This window comes from Acinetobacter sp. V110_1 (assembly GCF_031798975.1).
In the GTDB taxonomy this organism is placed as follows: Bacteria; Pseudomonadota; Gammaproteobacteria; order Pseudomonadales; family Moraxellaceae; genus Acinetobacter; species Acinetobacter nosocomialis_A.
The window spans coordinates 105239-125721 of sequence record NZ_JAVQNN010000014.1; the positions used below are offsets into that span (position 1 = coordinate 105239).

18 protein-coding genes are annotated in these 20483 nt (G+C 38.7%); 5 read left to right on the top strand and 13 right to left on the bottom strand.

Features of this window, described 5'->3' with window-relative positions; genetic code table 11:
- Nucleotides 1-8: 8 nt before the first annotated feature.
- From alr to ppsA, 12 genes are all read right to left on the bottom strand, one after another.
- Nucleotides 9-1079, bottom strand: a complete 1071-nt coding sequence (alr, locus tag RMA95_RS04205) for an alanine racemase (RefSeq protein ID WP_263614052.1) — start codon at nt 1077-1079, stop codon at nt 9-11.
- Between the two features lie 32 nt (nt 1080-1111).
- Nucleotides 1112-2557: a replicative DNA helicase gene (gene dnaB / locus RMA95_RS04210; protein ID WP_263614051.1), complete on the bottom strand. Its 1446-nt coding sequence runs from the start codon at nt 2555-2557 to the stop codon at nt 1112-1114.
- Between the two features lie 201 nt (nt 2558-2758).
- Nucleotides 2759-3205, bottom strand: a complete 447-nt coding sequence (gene rplI / locus RMA95_RS04215) for a 50S ribosomal protein L9 (protein WP_000382591.1) — start codon at nt 3203-3205, stop codon at nt 2759-2761.
- Nucleotides 3206-3213: 8 nt separating this feature from the next.
- The gene (rpsR, locus tag RMA95_RS04220; protein ID WP_000090661.1) at nt 3214-3441 is read right to left on the bottom strand and encodes a 30S ribosomal protein S18; all 228 of its coding nucleotides are present in this window, start codon (nt 3439-3441) and stop codon (nt 3214-3216) included.
- 11 nt (nt 3442-3452) lie between these two features.
- On the bottom strand, nt 3453-3836 hold the full coding sequence (gene rpsF, locus RMA95_RS04225) for a 30S ribosomal protein S6 (protein WP_002049107.1): 384 nt from the start codon (nt 3834-3836) through the stop codon (nt 3453-3455).
- Nucleotides 3837-4017: 181 nt separating this feature from the next.
- Nucleotides 4018-4896 (bottom strand): heme o synthase, encoded by an 879-nt coding sequence (gene cyoE / locus RMA95_RS04230; protein WP_311069674.1) that lies wholly within the window; start codon nt 4894-4896, stop codon nt 4018-4020.
- Between the two features lie 10 nt (nt 4897-4906).
- Nucleotides 4907-5236 (bottom strand): cytochrome o ubiquinol oxidase subunit IV, encoded by a 330-nt coding sequence (locus tag RMA95_RS04235; RefSeq protein WP_000094534.1) that lies wholly within the window; start codon nt 5234-5236, stop codon nt 4907-4909.
- Nucleotides 5236-5856 (bottom strand): cytochrome o ubiquinol oxidase subunit III, encoded by a 621-nt coding sequence (gene cyoC / locus RMA95_RS04240; RefSeq protein WP_002049203.1) that lies wholly within the window; start codon nt 5854-5856, stop codon nt 5236-5238. The genes RMA95_RS04235 and cyoC overlap by 1 nt, the downstream gene beginning before the upstream one ends.
- A 4-nt stretch (nt 5857-5860) precedes the next feature.
- Nucleotides 5861-7852 carry a cytochrome o ubiquinol oxidase subunit I gene (gene cyoB / locus RMA95_RS04245; protein ID WP_039251505.1) on the bottom strand — a complete coding sequence of 664 codons (1992 nt, stop codon included), beginning with the start codon at nt 7850-7852 and terminating at the stop codon, nt 5861-5863.
- Between the two features lie 3 nt (nt 7853-7855).
- Entirely contained in the window at nt 7856-8908 is a 1053-nt protein-coding gene (gene cyoA / locus RMA95_RS04250; RefSeq protein ID WP_200027564.1) for a ubiquinol oxidase subunit II, read from the bottom strand.
- A gap of 317 nt (nt 8909-9225) precedes the next feature.
- Entirely contained in the window at nt 9226-9981 is a 756-nt protein-coding gene (locus RMA95_RS04255; RefSeq protein ID WP_311069676.1) for an RDD family protein, read from the bottom strand.
- Nucleotides 9982-10045: 64 nt separating this feature from the next.
- Nucleotides 10046-12433 carry a phosphoenolpyruvate synthase gene (gene ppsA, locus RMA95_RS04260; protein WP_263614048.1) on the bottom strand — a complete coding sequence of 796 codons (2388 nt, stop codon included), beginning with the start codon at nt 12431-12433 and terminating at the stop codon, nt 10046-10048.
- Nucleotides 12434-12580: 147 nt separating this feature from the next.
- On the opposite strand from ppsA, the gene RMA95_RS04265 reads away from it, so the two are divergent.
- The 5 genes from RMA95_RS04265 (at nt 12581) to pgaD (ending at nt 19780) form a co-directional block, all read left to right on the top strand.
- Nucleotides 12581-13417, top strand: coding sequence for a pyruvate, water dikinase regulatory protein (locus RMA95_RS04265; RefSeq protein WP_263614047.1), 837 nt, complete (start codon nt 12581-12583; stop codon nt 13415-13417).
- A 387-nt stretch (nt 13418-13804) separates the two neighbouring features.
- On the top strand, nt 13805-16243 hold the full coding sequence (pgaA, locus tag RMA95_RS04270) for a poly-beta-1,6 N-acetyl-D-glucosamine export porin PgaA (RefSeq protein ID WP_311069677.1): 2439 nt from the start codon (nt 13805-13807) through the stop codon (nt 16241-16243).
- The gene (pgaB, locus tag RMA95_RS04275) at nt 16243-18072 is read left to right on the top strand and encodes a poly-beta-1,6-N-acetyl-D-glucosamine N-deacetylase PgaB (RefSeq protein ID WP_311069678.1); all 1830 of its coding nucleotides are present in this window, start codon (nt 16243-16245) and stop codon (nt 18070-18072) included. Before pgaA ends, pgaB begins: the two co-directional genes overlap by 1 nt.
- Nucleotides 18072-19319 (top strand): poly-beta-1,6-N-acetyl-D-glucosamine synthase, encoded by a 1248-nt coding sequence (pgaC, locus tag RMA95_RS04280; protein ID WP_311069679.1) that lies wholly within the window; start codon nt 18072-18074, stop codon nt 19317-19319. The genes pgaB and pgaC overlap by 1 nt, the downstream gene beginning before the upstream one ends.
- Nucleotides 19316-19780: a poly-beta-1,6-N-acetyl-D-glucosamine biosynthesis protein PgaD gene (gene pgaD / locus RMA95_RS04285; RefSeq protein WP_311069680.1), complete on the top strand. Its 465-nt coding sequence runs from the start codon at nt 19316-19318 to the stop codon at nt 19778-19780. The genes pgaC and pgaD overlap by 4 nt, the downstream gene beginning before the upstream one ends.
- 38 nt (nt 19781-19818) lie before the next feature.
- Here pgaD and RMA95_RS04290 read toward each other — a convergent pair whose 3' ends face one another.
- Nucleotides 19819-20382, bottom strand: coding sequence for a flavoprotein (locus RMA95_RS04290; RefSeq protein WP_311069681.1), 564 nt, complete (start codon nt 20380-20382; stop codon nt 19819-19821).
- Nucleotides 20383-20483 lie beyond the last annotated feature (101 nt).

A 20483-nucleotide genomic window follows, 5' to 3' on the forward strand; every position in this document is an offset into this window, starting at 1 on the left:
TTCAATTATTAAGAGCTTTGACGGACTGGACGAGTACTTAAGCGGCAAAGTAGTTCATAACCAATTGTTCCGTTTGCTTCAGCGACATCATCAACCAAACGTTGATTGCCCCAAAGTTCAACTTGGGTACCAAGCTTTACTTGAGTATTTGTGACATCAATTGCAATCATGTCCATACTTACACGACCAACTACTGGACAAAGTTTGCCATCAATAGCAACAAAGTTTTGCTTTATATAAGCTCGTGGATAACCATCCCCGTATCCAATAGAAACTATTGCGATATCCATAGCCTTTTGAGCGCAAAAAGTCGAACCATAACCAACATGTTCACCAGCTTGAATGTGGTTTAACGCGATAACTTCTGCTGTGAAAGTCATGACTGGTTTTAAATCAAGCTCATGCACTGTTTTATCTGCAAAAGGTGAAGCACCGTAGAGCATAATACCTGGCCGTACATAGTCAAAATTCAGTTCTGGCCATTTAAAAATAGCAGCTGAATTACAGCAAGATGCTAAAACTGGATCACAAGCCTGTTTAACATGCAAAAATTGCTGTTTTTGCTGCTCGTTTAATGGGTGGTCTACATCTGCGTTTGCAAAATGCATCGCTAGTACACAGGTAAAGCCTTCAGATTTTAAAGTTTTAATCACTTCAATAATTTCAGGATTTTTAAAACCTAAGCGGTTCATACCGCTATTTAGTTTAACCCAAACTTTTAAGCCTTGAGCGATATAGGTTTGTTTGTGTTTAATTAACCACTCAAACTGTTGTTGATGGTGAATTACACATTCAAATTTTTCTTCAATTGCGATAGGCATTTCATCTTCAGAAAATACTCCCTCAATTAAAGTCACAGGTTGCTTGAATCCGAGTTGTCGGATTTCTAAGCCTTCTTGTAGACAGGCGACACCAAAGGCATCTGAGGCATTTAAGGCTGCTAAACAGTCTTTGACTCCATGTCCGTAAGCATTAGCTTTGACCATACTTACAATTTTTGAATTTGCTGCGAGTTGTTTGACACGGTTTAAATTATATTGAAGCGCTTGGCGATCAATATAAACTGTTGCTTGACGCACCCTCATTTACTCCTTTGGGCTAGAGATAGAGCTTATTCTTCATCATCATATTGGCTGTAATACTCAGGAGAGAGATTACTAAATCGGGTATATTGGCCTTCAAAGGCAAGACGGACAGTACCAATTGGACCGTTACGCTGCTTACCAATAATAATTTCCGCGGTGCCTGCTTCTTTAGATTCTTTGTTATAGACTTCATCACGGTAAATGAACATGATTAAGTCGGCATCCTGCTCAATCGCACCCGATTCACGTAAGTCAGACATTACTGGACGCTTGTTTGGTCGGTTTTCCAGACTTCGGTTAAGCTGAGATAGTGCAATCACAGGGCAGTTCATTTCTTTAGCTAAAGCTTTTAAGCTACGTGAAATTTCCGAGATCTCGCCAACACGGTTGTCACCCATACCCGGAACTTTCATGAGCTGTAAATAGTCGACCATGATACAGCCGATTTTGCCATCATGCATTTTGGCAACGCGGCGAGCACGGGCACGGAGTTCGGTTGGCGGTAAGGCTGATGAGTCATCAATATACAAATGCATTTGCTGAAGTTGCAGGATGGTACCTGTAACTTTAGTCCATTCATCAGCATCTAAGTTACCTGAACGTAAATGTCCTTGGTGAACTTTACCCATTGCCGAAATTAGACGCATTGCAATTGAGTCTGCTGGCATCTCCATAGAAAATACCAGAGCAGGGAGTTGGTTGTATTGTAAAACACTTTCAACCAAGTTCATTGCAAAGGTAGTTTTACCCATAGATGGACGTGCAGCGACAATAATTAAATCTCCAGGTTGCATACCGGAAGTTTTATTATCAAGTTCTAAGAAGCCAGTCGTTAAACCGGTAATATTTCCATCGAGTTTTGAAAGCTCATCAAGTTTGCTAATAACGTCAGCAGTTACAGAGCTAATTGCTTTAGGACCAGAATCTTTCTTATTGTTATTATGCTGTTCTGCTAAAGAGAAAATACTGGTTTCAGCCAAATCTAAAATTTCACTAACACCTCGACCTTTTGTGTCATAAGCATTCTGTAAAATTTCCGTACTGACTTTAATCATGCTACGTAAGGTGGAAAATTCTTTAATTTTGGTTGCATAAGTTTCAAGATTATAGAAACTCGATGGTGAGTCAGCCATAAGCTGCATCAAATATTCTTCGCCACCGATTGCACTCAGTAAATTTTGTTTTAAAAGCCAGTCATTCACTAAGACCGCATCGTACGGTGAATTTTCCTGTGCTAGTTTTTCAATCGCGCGATAAATATATTTATGACGAGTGGCATAAAAATCATTTTCTTTGAGGAGATCACTGACTTGCTCAAAAGATTCAGCAACGGTCATCAGCGCAGCAAGCACAGCTTGCTCGATGGCTAAATTGTGTGGGGGAGTGCGAAACTCTTTAAGTTGGCCTGATTCACTCGTCTTATTTTCTGTTGGAGATGAAAGCGTTAAAGAAGTGGCATTCGCCTGAGACATAATTAGACCTGATGATAAAATGTGTGCACAAAAAAGGGTTTTAAGCCGAGAACTATCTTAAAACAAAAATAAATAAACTACCTAATTAAAAAACCAATTAAACTGAAGAACTGATCAGGAATTAATATATCTAATTTTATTGCATAAATTTAAGAGATAAAAAAAGAGCATGCGTGAGCATGCTCTTTTTTTGATGAGAAATTACTCAGATACGATAGTAACGAGAACTTCTGCAACAACATCATGATGCAATTGGATTGCGATGTTGAATTCACCAGTGTGACGAAGCGCACCGTTTGGTAAACGAACTTCTGCACGGTCAACTGTAAGACCAGCATTCGTTAACGCGTCAGCGATGTCACGAGTACCGATAGAACCGAAGAGTTTACCTTCGTCACCAGCTTTAGCAGTGATAACGATGTTAACTTCGTTCAATTGTTCAGCACGTGCTTGAGCAGCAGCTAAAACTTCAGCTTCTTGCTTCTCAAGTTCAGCACGACGAGCTTCGAAAGCAGCAGTGTTAGCTTCAGTAGCTGCAACTGCTTTACCTTGAGGGATAAGGAAGTTACGGCCGTAACCAGCTTTAACTGATACTTTATCGCCTAATTTACCAAGGTTCTTAATGCGTTGTAATAAGATAACGTCCACAGATCACCTCACTTATGGTTGTCAGTGTACGGAATCAAAGACAAATAGCGAGCTTGTTTGATAGCAAGTGCTAATTGACGTTGATAACGAGCTTTAGTACCAGTGATACGGCTAGGAACAATCTTGCCGTTTTCAGTGATGTACTGTTTTAAAGTGTCGATATCTTTGTAGTCGATGTACGCAACATTCTCAGCTGTAAAGCGGCAGAACTTGCGACGACGGTAAAAACGTGCCATTGATGTTCTCCTTATTCAGCTTCTTGAGCAACTTGCTGTGCTTCTTCACGTTGAGCTTTACGCGCACGCTTTTCTTCAGCACTCTTAGCAAGCAATGACTCTTCAGTGATTGCGTGTTCACGACGGATGATAAGGTTACGAATGATCGCGTCGTTATAACGGAATAATTCTTCTAACTCATCAAGCGTAGTTTGACCACATTCAACATTCATAAGAATGTAGTGCGCTTTGTGAATTTTGTTAATTGGGTAAGCCAATTGACGACGGCCCCAATCTTCTAAACGGTGAATTTGACCATCAGCTTCTTTGATCTGAGAGATATAGCGTTCAACCATACCTACAACTTGATCGCTTTGGTCTGGATGTACCAAAAGTACGATTTCGTAATGACGCATTGTCAGCTCCTTACGGTTTAAACAGCCCCTAAAAAATTAGAAGCAAGGAGTCATAGCTAAAATAATAATAGCTACGTCGCAAAAAATGCGAAGGCTGAATTATAGGTAAAAATTAGACTAAAAACAAATCTTTTGATAAGAAATATAAAAAGTTGTTTTTGAGGAGGAAATCCTCCCTTAATTAAAAGAGAGGAAGATTTGGAGCTGGAGATTGATAGGTAAAGCTAAAGCTCAAACTTAACAGGGTAATTAATATGACCGAGTAGAGGAAAAAACGTTTAGCCCATAGTTGGTCGTTTTCGGCTTTAAACCCAATAATCGATAAATAGAACCAGTATGCGGTCAAAGCATTAAAGGTAATTAAAAAGAATACATTGGTATAGCCAAAACAATATAACCCATTCAAAACAGCTGCAAATAACAGGATATATATTACACATTCAATTTTCGTACGATAAATAGAACGTGCTACAGGCAAGATTGGGATTCCCGCATTTTTGTAATCATCAAAACGATAAATTGCAATTGCCCAAGAGTGGGGCATTTGCCATAAACCGTATGCTAAAAACAAAAGCAAGGCTGCTACATCAAATTGATGAGTTACTGCTGTATAACCAATAACAGGAGGACTCGCTCCGGAGATACTACCAATAACGGTTTGATGGATTGAGGTACGTTTGGTCCACAAGCTATAAAAACCGACATAGACAACAAAACCAATGACTGCAAACAAAAATGCGTAACCATTTACACCAAACCACAAAATGCCAAAACCAATTAATCCAAGTACTAATGCATATATAAGCGCAACAGTAGGAGAGATGGTTTTTTTAACAAGTGCGCGGTTTTGAGTGCGCTGCATCTTTGTATCAATATCTTGATCAATAACATTATTGACGACACAACCTGAAGCAACAACTAACGTTGTACCAATCAGAGTGAGCAATAATAATAAGATGTCTATAGAGCCTTGGGCGGCTAAGAAGAAGCCGCCCAAGGTGGTAATGAAATTACCGAAGAGAATTCCTGGTTTAGTCAGGAATAAATACTTTCTCAACATGACAATCAGTTTAGATCATCATATTGTAGTGAAGGTAATTCATAATCCACACAGAACCGATTAAAAGTACAGCGATACATAGGATTGTGTAGATAAATGCAATCATATTCCAACGTTGTTCAGATGATGTATTCATGTGTAAGAAGTACACAAGCTGTACAAGAACCTGAGCAACGGCAGTAATTGCAATCACTGTAACTAAAAGACCGCGGCTAAAACCACCTGCCATCACCATCCCGAATGGGATGATGGTAAGAATAACAGATAGAATAAAACCTACAGTGTATTGCTTAAAGTTACCGTGTGACGCACCAGCAGCATTATGCTCATGACTACTCATTAGAGAACTCCCAGTAAGTAAACGACGCTGAATACACAGATCCAAACGATGTCAAGGAAGTGCCAGAACAAGCTTAAACAAGCAAGACGACGTGTATTCGGTAAAGTCAAACCTTTAGTTTTGATTTGATACATCAATACTAACATCCACACTAAACCAGAAGTTACGTGGATACCGTGCGTACCAACCAAAGTAAAGAACGATGACAAGAATGCACTGTGAGTTGGACCATGACCTTCCTCTACAAGGTGATGGAATTCATAGAGCTCCATACCGATGAAGGTTGCACCAAAAAGGAATGTAATAAATAACCAAGTGATCACTTGATTTACATTCTTTTTGTAAGATGCAAGTACAGCAAAACCGAATGTTACCGATGAAATCAATAAGGCAAATGTTTCAGTTAACACGTAGCCTAATGAGTTATGGAACAGGTCATATGCACTTGGAGTCCCTGCTGGAACATGACTGCTTAATACAGCGAACGCAATGAAGAGTGATCCGAAAAGAATCAAGTCACTCATCAAGTATGTCCAGAAACCAAAGACCGTTAGATCTGTATCATCATGTTCATGATGACCATCGTGGCCATGGTTGTCGTGATGAAGTACTTCAGCCATTTCCTTAGTCCTTCTTCAAGTGTTTTTCAAGTAAAGCATAGCGTTCGTTTTCAATACGCTCAACTTCAGCAGCTGGAACATAGTAATCAACATTCTTAGTGAATGAGCTTACGATCAAGCTAATAACAGCTGAAGCGAATGAAACAACAACGAGCCACCAAATATGCCAGATGAGTGCAAAGCCAAGAAGAGTAATGAACATTGCAATGACAAAACCAGCAGCACGATCAGTCGGCATGTGGATGTCTTCATATTTAGTGTTACGTGCGTATGCTACACCATTTTCTTTGTCAGTCCAGAAACGGTCAACACCGCTTGCATCTGGTTCATGCGCAAAGTTATAGAATGGAGCAGGGGAAGAAGTTGCCCACTCAAGCGTACGAGCATCCCATGGATCGCCTGTAAGGTCCATGTTGTCTTTGCGTTGTAAGAAACCAACAATGATTTGCATTAAGAAACATGCAATACCAATAGCAACAAGAACAGCACCAAATAATGCAATCGCAAGGTATGGGTCCCATTCAGGGTTGTCATATGTATTCAAACGACGAGTCATACCCATGAAACCAAGGATATAAAGTGGCATGAATGCAAAATAGAAACCAAAGAACCAGAACCAGAACGCAGCTTTACCCCATGCTTCATTGAGCTTCCAACCAAACATTTTCGGCCAGTAGTAAATGATGCCGGCAAACATACCAAACACCACACCACCGATAATTACGTTATGGAAGTGAGCGATCAAGAATAATGAGTTGTGTACTAAGAAGTCCGCAGGTGGAACAGCCATAAGTACACCAGTTAAACCACCGATACCGAATGTTACAAGGAAGCCAAGCGTCCATAACATTGGAGTAGTAAAGGTGATGCGACCTTTATACATGGTGAATAACCAAGAGAAGATTTTCACACCAGTAGGAATCGCAATAACCATGGTCATGATACCGAAGAACGCGTTAACGTTCGCACCAGCACCCATGGTGAAGAAGTGGTGAAGCCATACAACAAACGCAAGAACAGTAATCGCGATAGTTGCATACACCATAGACTTGTAACCGAACAACGCTTTACGAGAGAAGGTTGCAACGATTTCTGAGTATAGACCAAACGCTGGCAATACCAAGATATATACTTCAGGGTGACCCCATGTCCAGATCAAGTTCACATAAAGCATTGGGCTACCACCAAGCTCATTTGTGAAGAAATGGAAGCCGAAGTAACGGTCTAGAGTAAGCATTGCAAGTGTACCTGTTAATACAGGGAATGATGCAATGATTAATACAGCCGTACAAAGCGAAGTCCACGTGAAAATAGGCATGTCCATTAATTTCATGCCAGGTGCACGCATTTTAATGATGGTAACGAAGAAGTTAACACCAGATAAAAGCGTACCTAGACCAGAAACCTGAAGTGCCCAGATATAGTAGTCAACACCTACACCAGGAGAATATTGAATGCCAGATAGAGGAGGGTAAGCCATCCAACCAGTCGCAGCAAATTCACCTAATACAAGTGAAAGCATCATTAAACCAGCAGCACCAGCGAATAACCAGAAGCTTAAAGAGTTTAATAATGGGAAAGCAACGTCACGAGCACCAATCTGTAAAGGTACAGAGATGTTCATCATACCTACAACGAGACCCATTGCTACGAAGAAGATCATGATTACACCGTGTGCGGTGAAGATCTGGTCATAGTGGTCAGGATGTAAATAACCTTCACCGCCGCCTTTAGCGAGGAAAAGTTGTAAACGCATCATGATCGCATCGGCGAAACCACGCAAAAGCATGACAACAGATACGATGATATACATGATACCAATTTTCTTATGGTCTACTGTAATAAACCACTCATTCCACAAATATCCCCATTTTTTGAAATAGGTGATACCGCCAAGCACTGCAATTGCACCAATTGCCATAAGGACCATGGTGACAAGTACGATTGGCTCTGTCGGGATAGAGTCCCAACCCAGTTTACCAAAAATCATATCCATGTCTTATTCCCCTTGAGCAGCGTGTTCAGCTGCAGCATGAGTGTCAGCTGTTGCATGTTCAGCAGAGTGGTCAACACCATGATAGTTACTCATATAATGGTTGATAACTGTTTCAAACAGTTTTGGTTCAACTGCAGAGTAATAAGTCACAGGGTGCGGCTTAGTCGGGAACGGTTTCATCGCTTCTGCTTTAGCAAGCGCTTCTTGATCACCAGCAGCTTTAGCACGATTTACTAAATGCTCGATTTGGTGCTTAGAACGATCGCCATCACGTAAGGTTGCCAATTCAGCTTGGTCAAGCGTAGCTTTTTGAATTGCTTCTGGATTAATGGTTGAGCCATTACCTGCTTTAACAGCTGCTACCCATTCGTTGAATTGTTGCTCTGTAACGCTATGCGCTTTGAAACGCATTTGAGAGAAACCATAGCCTGAGTAGTTAGAAGAGAAACCACGATATACACCAGTTTCATTTGCTAACAAATGAAGGTGAGTTTGCATACCTGCCATTGCGTAAATCTGACCGCCTAACTGTGGAATGAAGAATGAGTTCATTGTGAAGTTAGAAGTGATTTTGAAGCTTAACGGAGTTTTTTCTGGGAAACGTACTTCGTTAACAGTCGCAATGTTTTGTTCAGGATAAATAAAAATCCACTTGAACTGTTCAGCAATAACCTGAATAGTTAAAGGTGCTTTATCTGATTCTAAAGGACGGTATGGGTCATACTTGTGGGAACCCCACCAAGTTAACCAAGCTAAAATACCAATAATAATGACAGGGATACCCCATACTACAACTTCAATTGCAGTTGAGTGTGCCCATGTAGGTTTATAGTCTGCATCTTTATTTGACGCACGATATTTCCAACCAAACCATAATGCCATGATGATTGAAGGAATCACCACAAGTAACATTAAATAGATCGCAGTCATCATAAGGTCACTTTGACCTTGACCAACTGGACCTTTAGAGTTTAGAAGTACCATATCACCACCACACCCAGTCAAAAGTGCGGCAAGCGTTGATAAAGACAATACAGCTAAAATCGTTTGTCTCATTTTACAACCTCGGTGAAGAGTCCCATTCCCTAATTAAATATGGGATAGCGATTAAAGTGTCGCATGATTGAGAATGCTAGTCTTAAAAAATTAGACTTCTCAATGATGCGACACCGCTACGTTGTAGGGCATTATGCCTCATATCGACAAACTAAGCTACACATAAAGAAGCTTGAAATAATTGTTTTAAAACCCGATTTTTTTTGTAGGGTATCGAATCGCGATAGAGCTTTTATTTAAATATCAACTCTCTATAGAAAAAAAGGAGGCGGGGTGCCTCCTTTTTTTTAGACATTAAATGAATGAGTTATTCACTATCATTTGATCACTTTTGTTCTTGCAATTTTGTCATGTAGAGCTTGACGCTTTTGTCCTAATGCAAAAGCATAGTCAATAATTGTACTAATTGGCATAAACAGTAAGTTTAATATAATGAAAACGATACTTCTAAGTAAGAAGATACGCGTTAAATTAACTTTGCCATTCGTTTCAGCATCGACAATTTTAATTCCGACAATTTTTTTGCCAATACTTTGTCCAAATTTAGTCAACAAAAATGCTTGAATAGCGAGCATTATTACTACATAGAGTAACATTGTATGCCACGCTTCAATTGGAATAAGTGTAAAAAGCTGCTGTTGAAGTTCAGCTGCTTTAGTTGATGCAACTTCTGCAGACTGCATTTGTTTTTGTAGCTCAAAAAGTTGTTTATATTGAGCTTCATTAAAGAAAAAAGATGGAATGGCTGCAATAGGTAGCCAAAGTAATAAGTCAATAATTTTTGCAAGCGCACGAGATGAAATTGAAGCAAGCTCATGTAGTTTAGCTTCAACACGAATTTGCTGAATTGTCTCGTTATAAGGCGTATTTGTATTTGCTGAAAAAGCAGAATAACCCGTAGGTTGATATACAAGTTTACCTTGGGTTAATTCTCCTAAAGCTTTCCATTCTGTCATGCCTTCATGCCAAGCTAAATCAGTGAGTAAAACTTGTTGGCTTGCCAACATTTGATTTAGTTGTTCTAAGGTATAAGGCCCAGCTTGTTGATTATTACGTGCCAAGTAAATTTGCATAAGTAAAAATTCTCTATTCTAAAGATGAAAAAAGACCCACGGATGGGTCTTTTTCTATAACAAATTAGATTTGCTTGATTTTTTCTTCAGCAAGGAAGAACCATGTATCTAAAACTGAGTCAGGATTTAGAGACACTGATTCAATACCTTGTTCCATTAACCATTTCGCAAGGTCAGGGTGGTCAGATGGTCCTTGACCACAGATACCCACATATTTACCAGCTTTACGACAAGCATGAATTGCCATAGAAAGAAGAGCTTTTACGGCTGCATCACGTTCGTCAAACAAGTGAGAAACAATACCTGAGTCACGGTCAAGACCAAGTGTTAATTGAGTTAAGTCGTTAGAACCGATAGAGAAACCATCGAAATGTTCAAGGAATTGTTCAGCTAACAATGCGTTAGTTGGTAATTCACACATCATGATAACTTTTAAGCCATTCTCACCACGTTTCAAGCCATTCTGAGCAAGTAACTCAATTACGCGTTTTGCTTCAGATACGGTGCGTACGAAAGGAATCATGATTTGGATGTTAGTGAGACCCATTTCATCACGAACTTTCTTAAGTGCACGGCATTCAAGTTCGAAGCAGTCACGGAAGTTGTCCGAAACATAACGGCTTGCACCACGGAAACCAAGCATTGGGTTTTCTTCTTCTGGCTCGTATAACTTACCGCCAATAAGGTTTGCATATTCGTTTGACTTAAAGTCAGACATACGAACAATGACTGGTTTGTCAGCAAAAGCAGCTGCAAGTGTTGCAATACCTTCAACTAGCTTTTCAACATAGAATTCTACAGGTGATGCATAGCCAGCTGTACGTGTCATTACAGCAGCACGAGTTTCACGAGGTAAGCTTTCAATGTTAAGAAGGGCTTTAGGGTGAACACCGATCATGCGGTTAATAATGAACTCTAAACGAGCAAGACCAATACCTTCGTTTGGAATTTGAGCAAAGTCAAAAGCTCGGTCAGGGTTACCTACGTTCATCATAATTTTGAATGAAAGTTTCGGCATAGACTCAACAGAGTTACGTTGAACTTCAAAGTCTAACGCACCTTCGTAGATGAAACCGGTATCACCTTCAGCACAAGAAACAGTAACTTCTTGACCATCAGTCAATACTTCTGTTGCGTTACCACAACCTACAATTGCCGGTACACCAAGTTCACGTGCAATAATTGCAGCGTGACAAGTACGGCCACCACGGTTAGTAATAATAGCAGCAGCGCGTTTCATTACTGGTTCCCAATCTGGGTCAGTCATGTCTGATACAAGTACATCACCATCTTGTACTTTGTCCATTTCTTTAATTGAGTTAACAATACGGACTTTACCAGAACCGATACGTTGACCAATTGAACGACCTTCACAAAGTACTGTACCTTTTTGTTTGAGAAGGTAACGTTCCATTGTGCCAACATTTTGACGGCTTTTTACAGTTTCTGGACGAGCTTGAACAATATAGATTTGACCATCGTCACCATCTTTTGCCCACTCGATATCCATTGGAGCGCCATAGTGCTGCTCAATAATAAGCGCTTGTTTAGCTAACTCTTGTAATTCGTGGTCATTTAATGCGAACTGTTGACGTTCTTGTTTTTCAACGTCGACAACAACAACAGATTTACCTGCTGAACCTTCTTCACCATAAATCATTTTCTGGTGCTTAGAGCCTAGGTTACGGCGTAATACCGCATGTTTGCCCGCATTTAATAATGGTTTAGATAGGTAGAATTCGTCAGGGTTAACTGCACCTTGTACAACCATTTCACCTAAACCGTAAGATGCAGTAATAAATACGACATCACGGAAACCAGACTCGGTATCAAGGGTAAACATTACACCCGCAGCGCCAGTTTCAGAGCGCACCATACGCTGAACACCTGCAGACAATGCGACAACATCATGATCGAAGCCTTGGTGTACACGATAAGAAATAGCACGGTCATTATATAAAGACGCAAATACTTCTTTAATGGCGATAAGTACGTTATCAATACCGCGAATATTCAAGAAAGTTTCTTGTTGACCCGCGAAAGATGCATCTGGTAAATCTTCAGCAGTTGCAGATGAACGAACGGCAACCGCGATATCAGGGTTGCCGTTAGAAAGTTCTGTAAAAGCGGCGCGAATTTCTTGTTCTAAGGTTGCAGTGAGTGGAGTCTCTACAATCCATTGACGAATTTTAGCGCCTGTTTCTGCAAGTGCATTTACGTCATCAACGTTAAGCTGTGCAAGTTCTGCTTGAATTCGAGCGTTAAGACCGCTTTGGTCTAAGAACTCACGATAGGCCTGAGCAGTAGTTGCAAAACCACCAGGTACCGATACACCAGCATTTGATAAATGGCTGATCATTTCACCCAAAGATGAGTTTTTCCCACCTACGAGTTCGACATCGTGTTTCCCTAATTTTTCTAGACCGATTACGCGCGCTTCCAAAGTTTTCACTCCACTTTTGCAGTATTAATGTCTATCTTGGCATGAAATTATAAAAATAAAGTGCTTAGTTGAGAATTATACTAAGCGACAGTCATGTAAGATCAGTTTACTATAAAGATTATATAGCACTAAGACAAATGTTTAAGGAGAATTTTAATGTCAGAAAGTAAACAGTTTAGACGGAGCGTTTTTTTTATTTCTGATGGAACTGCAATTACTGCCGAGACTCTTGGACATTCGTTATTAGCCCAATTTCCTAATGTGGATTTTGATATTCACATCATGCCTTATATCACAACTGAAGAAGCAGCGATGGCGGTTGTGGTTGAGATTAATAAATGCCAAACCCGAGATGGATGCCTACCATTAGTATTTGATACTTTAGTTGATCCGCATGTGCGAGAAATTATTAATACGGCTAAAGCGGTTAATTTGGATGTGTTTGAAGGATTAATTAGTAAGCTAGAGCAGGAACTTGGCACACCACCAACAACACTGGTTGGGCAAACACATGCGGTAACCGATTCAGAATATTATAAGGCTCGTATTGATGCGGTTCATTTCGCGCTTGATAACGATGATGGTGCACGCACCCGCCACTATGACAAAGCCGATTTAATTTTAATTGGCGTGTCTCGTTCTGGAAAAACACCAACTTCTATTTATCTGTCTTTACAGTTCGGTATTCGTGTTGCTAACTATCCTTTAACCGAAGAAGATTTAGATGATAACCGCCTACCAGCGGTATTAAGAGAACACCGTAGCAAGCTTTTTGGTTTAATGATTGATGCGGAACGTTTAGTTGCTATTCGAAGCGAGCGCAAAGCAAATAGTCGATATGCAAGTTTTAGTCAGTGTCAAATGGAATTAAGAGCGATTGAAGGTATTTATATTTCAGAAGGTATTAAATATTTAAATGTCACTGAAATGTCAATTGAAGAAATCTCTACTCGTATTTTACAAATGACTGGTTTAAAACGACGTATCGGTTAATTAAATCAACTGTTTATTTTGGCCATTCAATTTAAATAATTTAAAGTTAATTAGATTGAATGGTTTTAAATTTATATACATATTAAAAATAAAAGTTTTAAATATAAAACGCCAAGTTAATGAATCGTTTCTGATTAGTTATCAGCGAGTAAACTCTTACACTACAGTTTGTGAGTTAAAATAAGCTTTTTGAAAAGAAATGTATATAAACTAATAATCTATGTTTTTATAAATATTTGTTTTTAGTTATTTTTTAAAAATACAAATACTTTTTTTATTCATATTTTACATTTGTTGTAAATATCATGCGCATTTTGATTATTGTGATGAAGTTCACATTTTTAACTATAATTTCCCATCTCGATATGGGACTATCCGATTATCAAAATGCTAAAAAAATGTGTTTTTTCATTGGTATATCTCTTGCCAATTCAATTGTACGCCGCTCAAGTGGATGTCTTGCGTGAGCAGGCTATTCAAGATTATAGAGCAGGGCAAACTCAACACGCTGTTTATCAGCTAGATCAATTGTTAAAACAGTACCCACATGATCAAAAATTGTTGGCTGATTATTTAATTGTTATGTCTAATGAAAAAAAGGATCTAACTAAATTTACAGATTTATTGGTAAATATTAATTATGTGAATTTTCCGGAATATGCAAAGCTACCTTTAATTCAAAATTTTCGAGATTTTAAATATTTTAAAATAGCGCTTGAATGGGCAAATAAGCTTAATATTCAAAAAACGATTGATGGGCGCATTTTATTATCTGTTTTATATGCTGAATCGCAAGACACAGTGAATGCTAAGACTCTGTTATCTAAAATCAATATTAAAAATTTAAATGCTGATCAATTGGTACGTATTGCATATGCTTACCGTCTAATTAATTTGCCTGTAGATGCTTTAGCTACAATTGAGCATGCTTATCAGCAACAACCTAAGTCTTCATCCGTTTTACAAGAGTATGTCTATGACTTGATTGCTATTGGTGCATATAAAAAAGCTCAGCAATTACTCCAAACAAGCGAAAAAAATCAGCAAACTGCGCAATTACAGCAAACTTTACAAGTCAGTGAATTTTCTCAGCAGGTCAATAATTCAATTACCCGTTATAAATATTTAAATCGCCAAGGCTTATCAGATACAGAAAGTTTTGCTGAATTAGATAGCGTGTTAGAAAAGGGGCAAAAGTTACAACAGCAAATAAAGCCAGAAGATCCTAACTATTTAAGGTTTCACTACGATTATTTATATGCATTAGATTTTAGAGGGCGAGCAAAAGCGGTTTTAGATAATTTTACTCAATTAAATATTCCGCTTGAGAAATTACCTGCATATGTACGTCATGCAATTGCTGATAGTTATTTAGCTGAGCAAAAGCCGAAGCAAGCTGAACTTGTTTATAAGACACTTTTAACCGAAAAAAATTATCCGGATATGATCGTCTATAGTGGGTTGTATTATTCTTATATTGAACAAGAAAAATATAAGGAAGCTGAACAGCTTTTGGCAAAAGTTGATCACCTTATTCCGACTTATAAATATAGTCAGGCAAAAGGTGTAGATAAAACGAGCCATCCTGACCGAGACGATTATATTGCTTTAAAAGGGATGCATTTAGCTTATGCAAATCATTTAGATCAAGCTGAAAAACACTTTGAAAAAACAGTAGAGCAGGCACCTGCAAATGAGAGTTTGATTAATAACCTTGCCCGCGTAGAGCGCTGGAGAGAAAAGCCTTTAGAAGCAAAAAAAACAATTTCTCGTTTAAATGGTATAGATCCGATTGCTAAAGATACTCGCATTAATGAAATGCAAAATGCTCAGGCTTTAGGTGATATCCAGACATGGCGTAAAACAACGCAAAACTTAGTGCAGTTTTATCCCGAAGATAGTGGCGTTATTAAAAGTCGCAAAGAGTTGGATGATCGTAATAGAGCTACGATTTCACATTCAACGACTTGGGGCCAAAGTAAAGCTAATAATAGCGATTCTGTAAGTGGACAAAACGGTTTAAAAGACCGTGAGATGGAAACTCGCCTTAATAGTCCGTGGATAAAAGATAATTATCGTTTATTCGCTTGGCATCAAGATCGTTATGGCGAATACAATTTTGGCGACGTGCATAACCAGCACTATGGTGTTGGGGCCGAATGGCAAGCCAATCGTAAGGCGTTATCTGCGATCTTGTCGCAAAGTACAGATGGCGGACAAGCTGGTGTTCGTCTTGATTGGTCACAGTGGTTAAATGATCACTGGCAGTATCAATTGCAATATAACAGTCAGGCTGACATTCCTCTACAAGCGATTGATGCAGGAGAAGATGGTCAATCTTACCGAGCTGCGTTGACGTGGCAAAAGGATGAATCTCGTCAAATTGGCGCAAGTTACGGTCTGACTGATATTAGTGATGGCAATAAACAACAAGAATTTTCAACTTTTTGGCGCGAAAGACTATTTGCAGCGCCGCATCACATTACTTATGGCACTGTCCGTGGTTTTTTCGGCAGTAATAGCCAAGATCAAACTGCTTATTTTAGCCCAAGTTCGCATTACAGCGCAGAGTTGAACTTAAGTCATGACTGGGTGACTTGGCGTGAATATGAGCGTTCATTTAAACAGCATTTCGAGGCTGGGGTGGGCTTTTATAAACAAGCCGATTATTCCACTAAACCAACCTATTCTTTGCAGTATCAACATCAATGGCAGCTATCACGGACATGGCAACTCAATTATGGAATTGGCTGGCAATACCATCCTTACGATGGACATGGTGAACAGCATACCTATGGTATTTTCGGATTTGAAGGGCGTTTTTAATGAATAATTTATTTTCGAAAATGTTGGGCTGTGCTTTAGCCTCGACATTGTTACCTCTGCAATTTGCATATGCCCAGATAGAAAAAGATTTACCAAAAAATCATGTGGTTTCTTTAACTTTTCATGACGTCAGAGATGATGTTTTAAAAGAGGGCGATCGGGATATTTATGCAATTCAAACTAAAAATTTAGCGCAGTTCTTTGACTGGCTCAGTCAATCTGAGTGGAAGCCAATACGCTTAAAAGATATTGAAGAGGCTCGTAAGCAAGGCATAGAGTTACCTCATAATGCCATTTTGTTAACCTTTGATGATGGTGCTTTAAGTAGCTACAGTCGTATATTTCCGCTGCTTAAGCAATATCAGATTCCGGCAGTTTTTGCACTCCCAACCAGTTGGCTAAATGGTAATACAAAAGCTGGCTATGAAGCCTATGGACAAGGGAACTTGGTCAATTGGAAGCAAGCACGAGAAATGCAGGCTTCTGGCTTAGCTGAGTTTGCAAGCCATAGTGATGATTTGCATCATGGTGTGCTTGCTAACCCTCAAGGGAATGAACAACCCGCGGCAACTTCTTATATGTATTTAAAATCACAGGCACGTTACGAAACCGACGCGGAATATCAACAACGTATTTTGAACGATTTAAAAAAATCTCATGATGTCTTAAAAAAAGAATTGGGTGTAGAGCCGAAAGCGATTGTATGGCCGTATGGTGCGGTCAATCAGCAGTTAGAAAAAATAGCTCAACAAGCAGGGTTTACTTTTTCCTTTAGTTTAGGGCGTGATGGGGTGAACCAAATTAATGACGTTACCTTCAAACGCAGTCTTATGGTTGATAACTCTACAGCTGAGCAGCTATCGGAGACGTTGCTTAATATTTTGAACTCTGCAGAGAAGGATTTATATAAGCAGCCAAAACATTTTGTGAGTATGGATTTAAAGCAATTAGCTGCTTTAAGCAATACTCAGTCAGATGAAAAATTAGGGTTATTGTTATCCAAACTTTATAGCTTAAAAAACAATACGCTGATATTGAAACCTTTAGATGACCAAGATGGGGATGGGCAATATGACGTTGCTTATTTCCCAACAACTCAAATGCCAGTTAAGCAAGATATTTTGAACCGTAGTTTATGGCAGGCACAAACTCGTGCAGGTCAGGCGGTTATTTTAGAACTACCTATTTATCCTCAAAAAAATAAACCGTTTTTGGTGGCAGATTTAGCTAAAGATATTGCGCGTTTTAATAGCAATTTAAGTGGTATTCAACTTAATGCTGGAACTGCTTTAAATTGTGCAATGCAAAATACAACGCTGAACGAAAGTAACTGTGTTCAACAAGTGAAGCAATTGTCACAACTGAATCAACTGACTCAAAAAGCTGCAAAGCCTTATTTGAATATGAGTAATCAGGCCCAGTTTAGTTTGTTGCTGACACCAGACTTAGAGCATATTGAGCAGTTACCAGCGCTTTTAAAATCACTCTTAACCCAGAATGATTTAGTGAATCTAAAATTTAATATGGTGGGTAAGCAAAAACAATTTAAACAAGCCTTAGAGCTTTTAAACACGCTTGATGCGAAATACAAGCAAAGAATTATGCTGACATTAACATTGCCAGAAAATGACCAGAAAAATGCTTGGCAAGAAGTGAAACAAGGTCTTTTTGATATTCAACGTATAGGTATTCAGAAATTTGGTGTTGATGGCTATAGCCCTAAAAATTCAAAAAGTGTTCACGAATATTTATATAACCCAATGAGCTTAAATTCCAGTTCTGTGATGTATCAGCCCTTTGCAGGTCTAGCGAATGAGGGGAAAAAGTAATGAGAGTATTACTCGATATTCTATTTGCTTTTGCCTTTTTATATCCGCTACTTATGGCGTGGACATGGATGGTAGGTGGTCTCTGGTTTTTCTTTAAACGGGAATATCATGAACAGCAATTACCTGAGCCTTCAAATGAAGGGTGCAGCATTATTATTCCTTGTTTTAATGAAGAAGCTCAAGTGAGGCAAACCATTCGTTATGCCTTGCAAACAAAATATCCAAATTTTGAAGTGATTGCTGTAAATGATGGTAGTAGTGACAGAACAGCAGAGATTCTTGATGAGTTAGCAACACAAGATGCTCGTCTGAGAGTTGTACACTTAGCAGAAAACCAAGGTAAGGCAGTCGCTTTAAGATCGGGAGTCTTGGTCAGTAAGTACGAATATTTAGTTTGTATTGATGGGGATGCTTTATTACATCCTCATGCTGTACTTTGGCTTATGCAGCCATTTTTAAAATTTCCACGTATTGGGGCTGTCACTGGTAACCCTAGAATTTTAAATCGCTCAAGTATTTTAGGGAAATTACAGGTTGGGGAGTTTTCTTCAATTATTGGTTTAATTAAGCGCGCGCAGCGAACATATGGTCGTATTTTTACAGTATCGGGGGTAATTGTAGCGTTTAGAAAAACTGCTTTGGTTCGTGTCGATTTTTGGTCTGATGACAAAATTACCGAAGATATTGATATCTCTTGGAAACTTCAAATGGATCACTGGGATATTCAATATATTCCTCAAGCTCTTTGTTATATCTACATGCCTGAAACTTTTAAAGGACTTTGGAAACAGCGGTTACGCTGGGCACAAGGCGGGGTAGAAGTCTTATTAGAATATATTCCTAAAATGTTCAAAGTTCGCTTGCGCCGTATGTGGCCAGTCATGCTTGAAGCTTTAGTCAGTATTGTTTGGTCATATGTGATGATATTTATTTTCTTACTTTTCCTGATTGGGCTGTTTATTGACTTGCCTCAGCAATGGCAAATCAACTCTCTAATGCCACAGTGGTATGGTGTGATATTAGGGGGAACATGCCTCATCCAATTTTTAGTCAGTTTATGGATTGATCATCATTATGACCGTGGGCGTCTTTTTAGAAATTACTTTTGGGTCATTTGGTATCCATTGTTTTTCTGGCTACTAACGTTATTTACCAGCGTGGTTGCTGTACCTAAAACTATATTTAACACGAAAAAACGTGCCCGCTGGGTTAGTCCCGATCGAGGCTTCCGTGGAGATAATTCATGAAAAATGAAGAAAAGGCTGACGTAGAAATTTTAGATATACCTGAATATATTGATCAGCCTGAATATGTAAAAAATAAGACCGCGAACTATACCTTGCAAACAATAGGTTGGTTTTGTTTAATGTGGCTGCTTTTTCCGCTAGTGTCATTATTTCTGTGGTTTTTTGAAGCACATCTTATTTATGACTATGTGTGGGTAGATCATATTTCGGAAGTCAAAACTTTACTGCATTTACTTCTTTTAATTTGCTTAAGTGCTTTGGTTTTAATTTTATGGGCAAGTTATAACTGGCTTAGATTTCATGGTGATGATCGACGTAGTAAGGGTCCCAATAGTTCTGTTGAATTATTGGCTTCACAATTTATGGTAAATACAGAGTCTTTATCAGAATTACAAAATGCACAACGTGTGGTCTTACATTACGATGATCAGGGTCATTTAAAACAGTATGATTTGAAATGAGTAAAAAGCATGGTCGATCAACCATGCTTTTTTTATTTTTAAGATGTTGTTCTAATAATGACATCAAAAGGATGTTGAGTGCCATCCATACTATAAATAGCGGTTTGGGTAACTTTGATAATTGGCCAAGTCTGCAATTTACAATTTGATCTTTGCAAAGCTGAATAGTAGCTATCAGATTTAAAAAAGGTTTTATTGGCTTGTGCTGTATTAGGCATTAAAAGTCGTCTCAGCCATGTTTCATTTACTTGAGTTTCAAGAAAACGTAGAGCTAGGATGCTTTTAACCCGATTGTTAAATAACCTCCGGTTTTTGGCAATAAGCGGGTGGGTAATGAGGCGATGTATGCCGATTTGACTATGGGGCAAAATAAAATGTGGTGTAATTTGAAATACAGTTACAAATTTTGCTTGTTGGCAAATTTTTTCTAAGTGCGTGACAGTTTCCTGATCTGTTCCAATAATCGCTACATTTAAATTAGAAAAATTATATGCTTTGATTGTATTTGATAAAAGAATTTGACCAGTAAAGGCGTCAAAATCCTGAACTGCATTTTGAAAAGTAGCTGATTTAGCAACATTATTTTTAAGTTCAATACTCATTTTCCAAAAGTCCTTTTGGTTTTCATTTATGATGATTTTTTATCGTTTTAATATAAATAACCAAGCAAGTAGTTTGGGTAAAGTATTTTCAGATAGGTGGT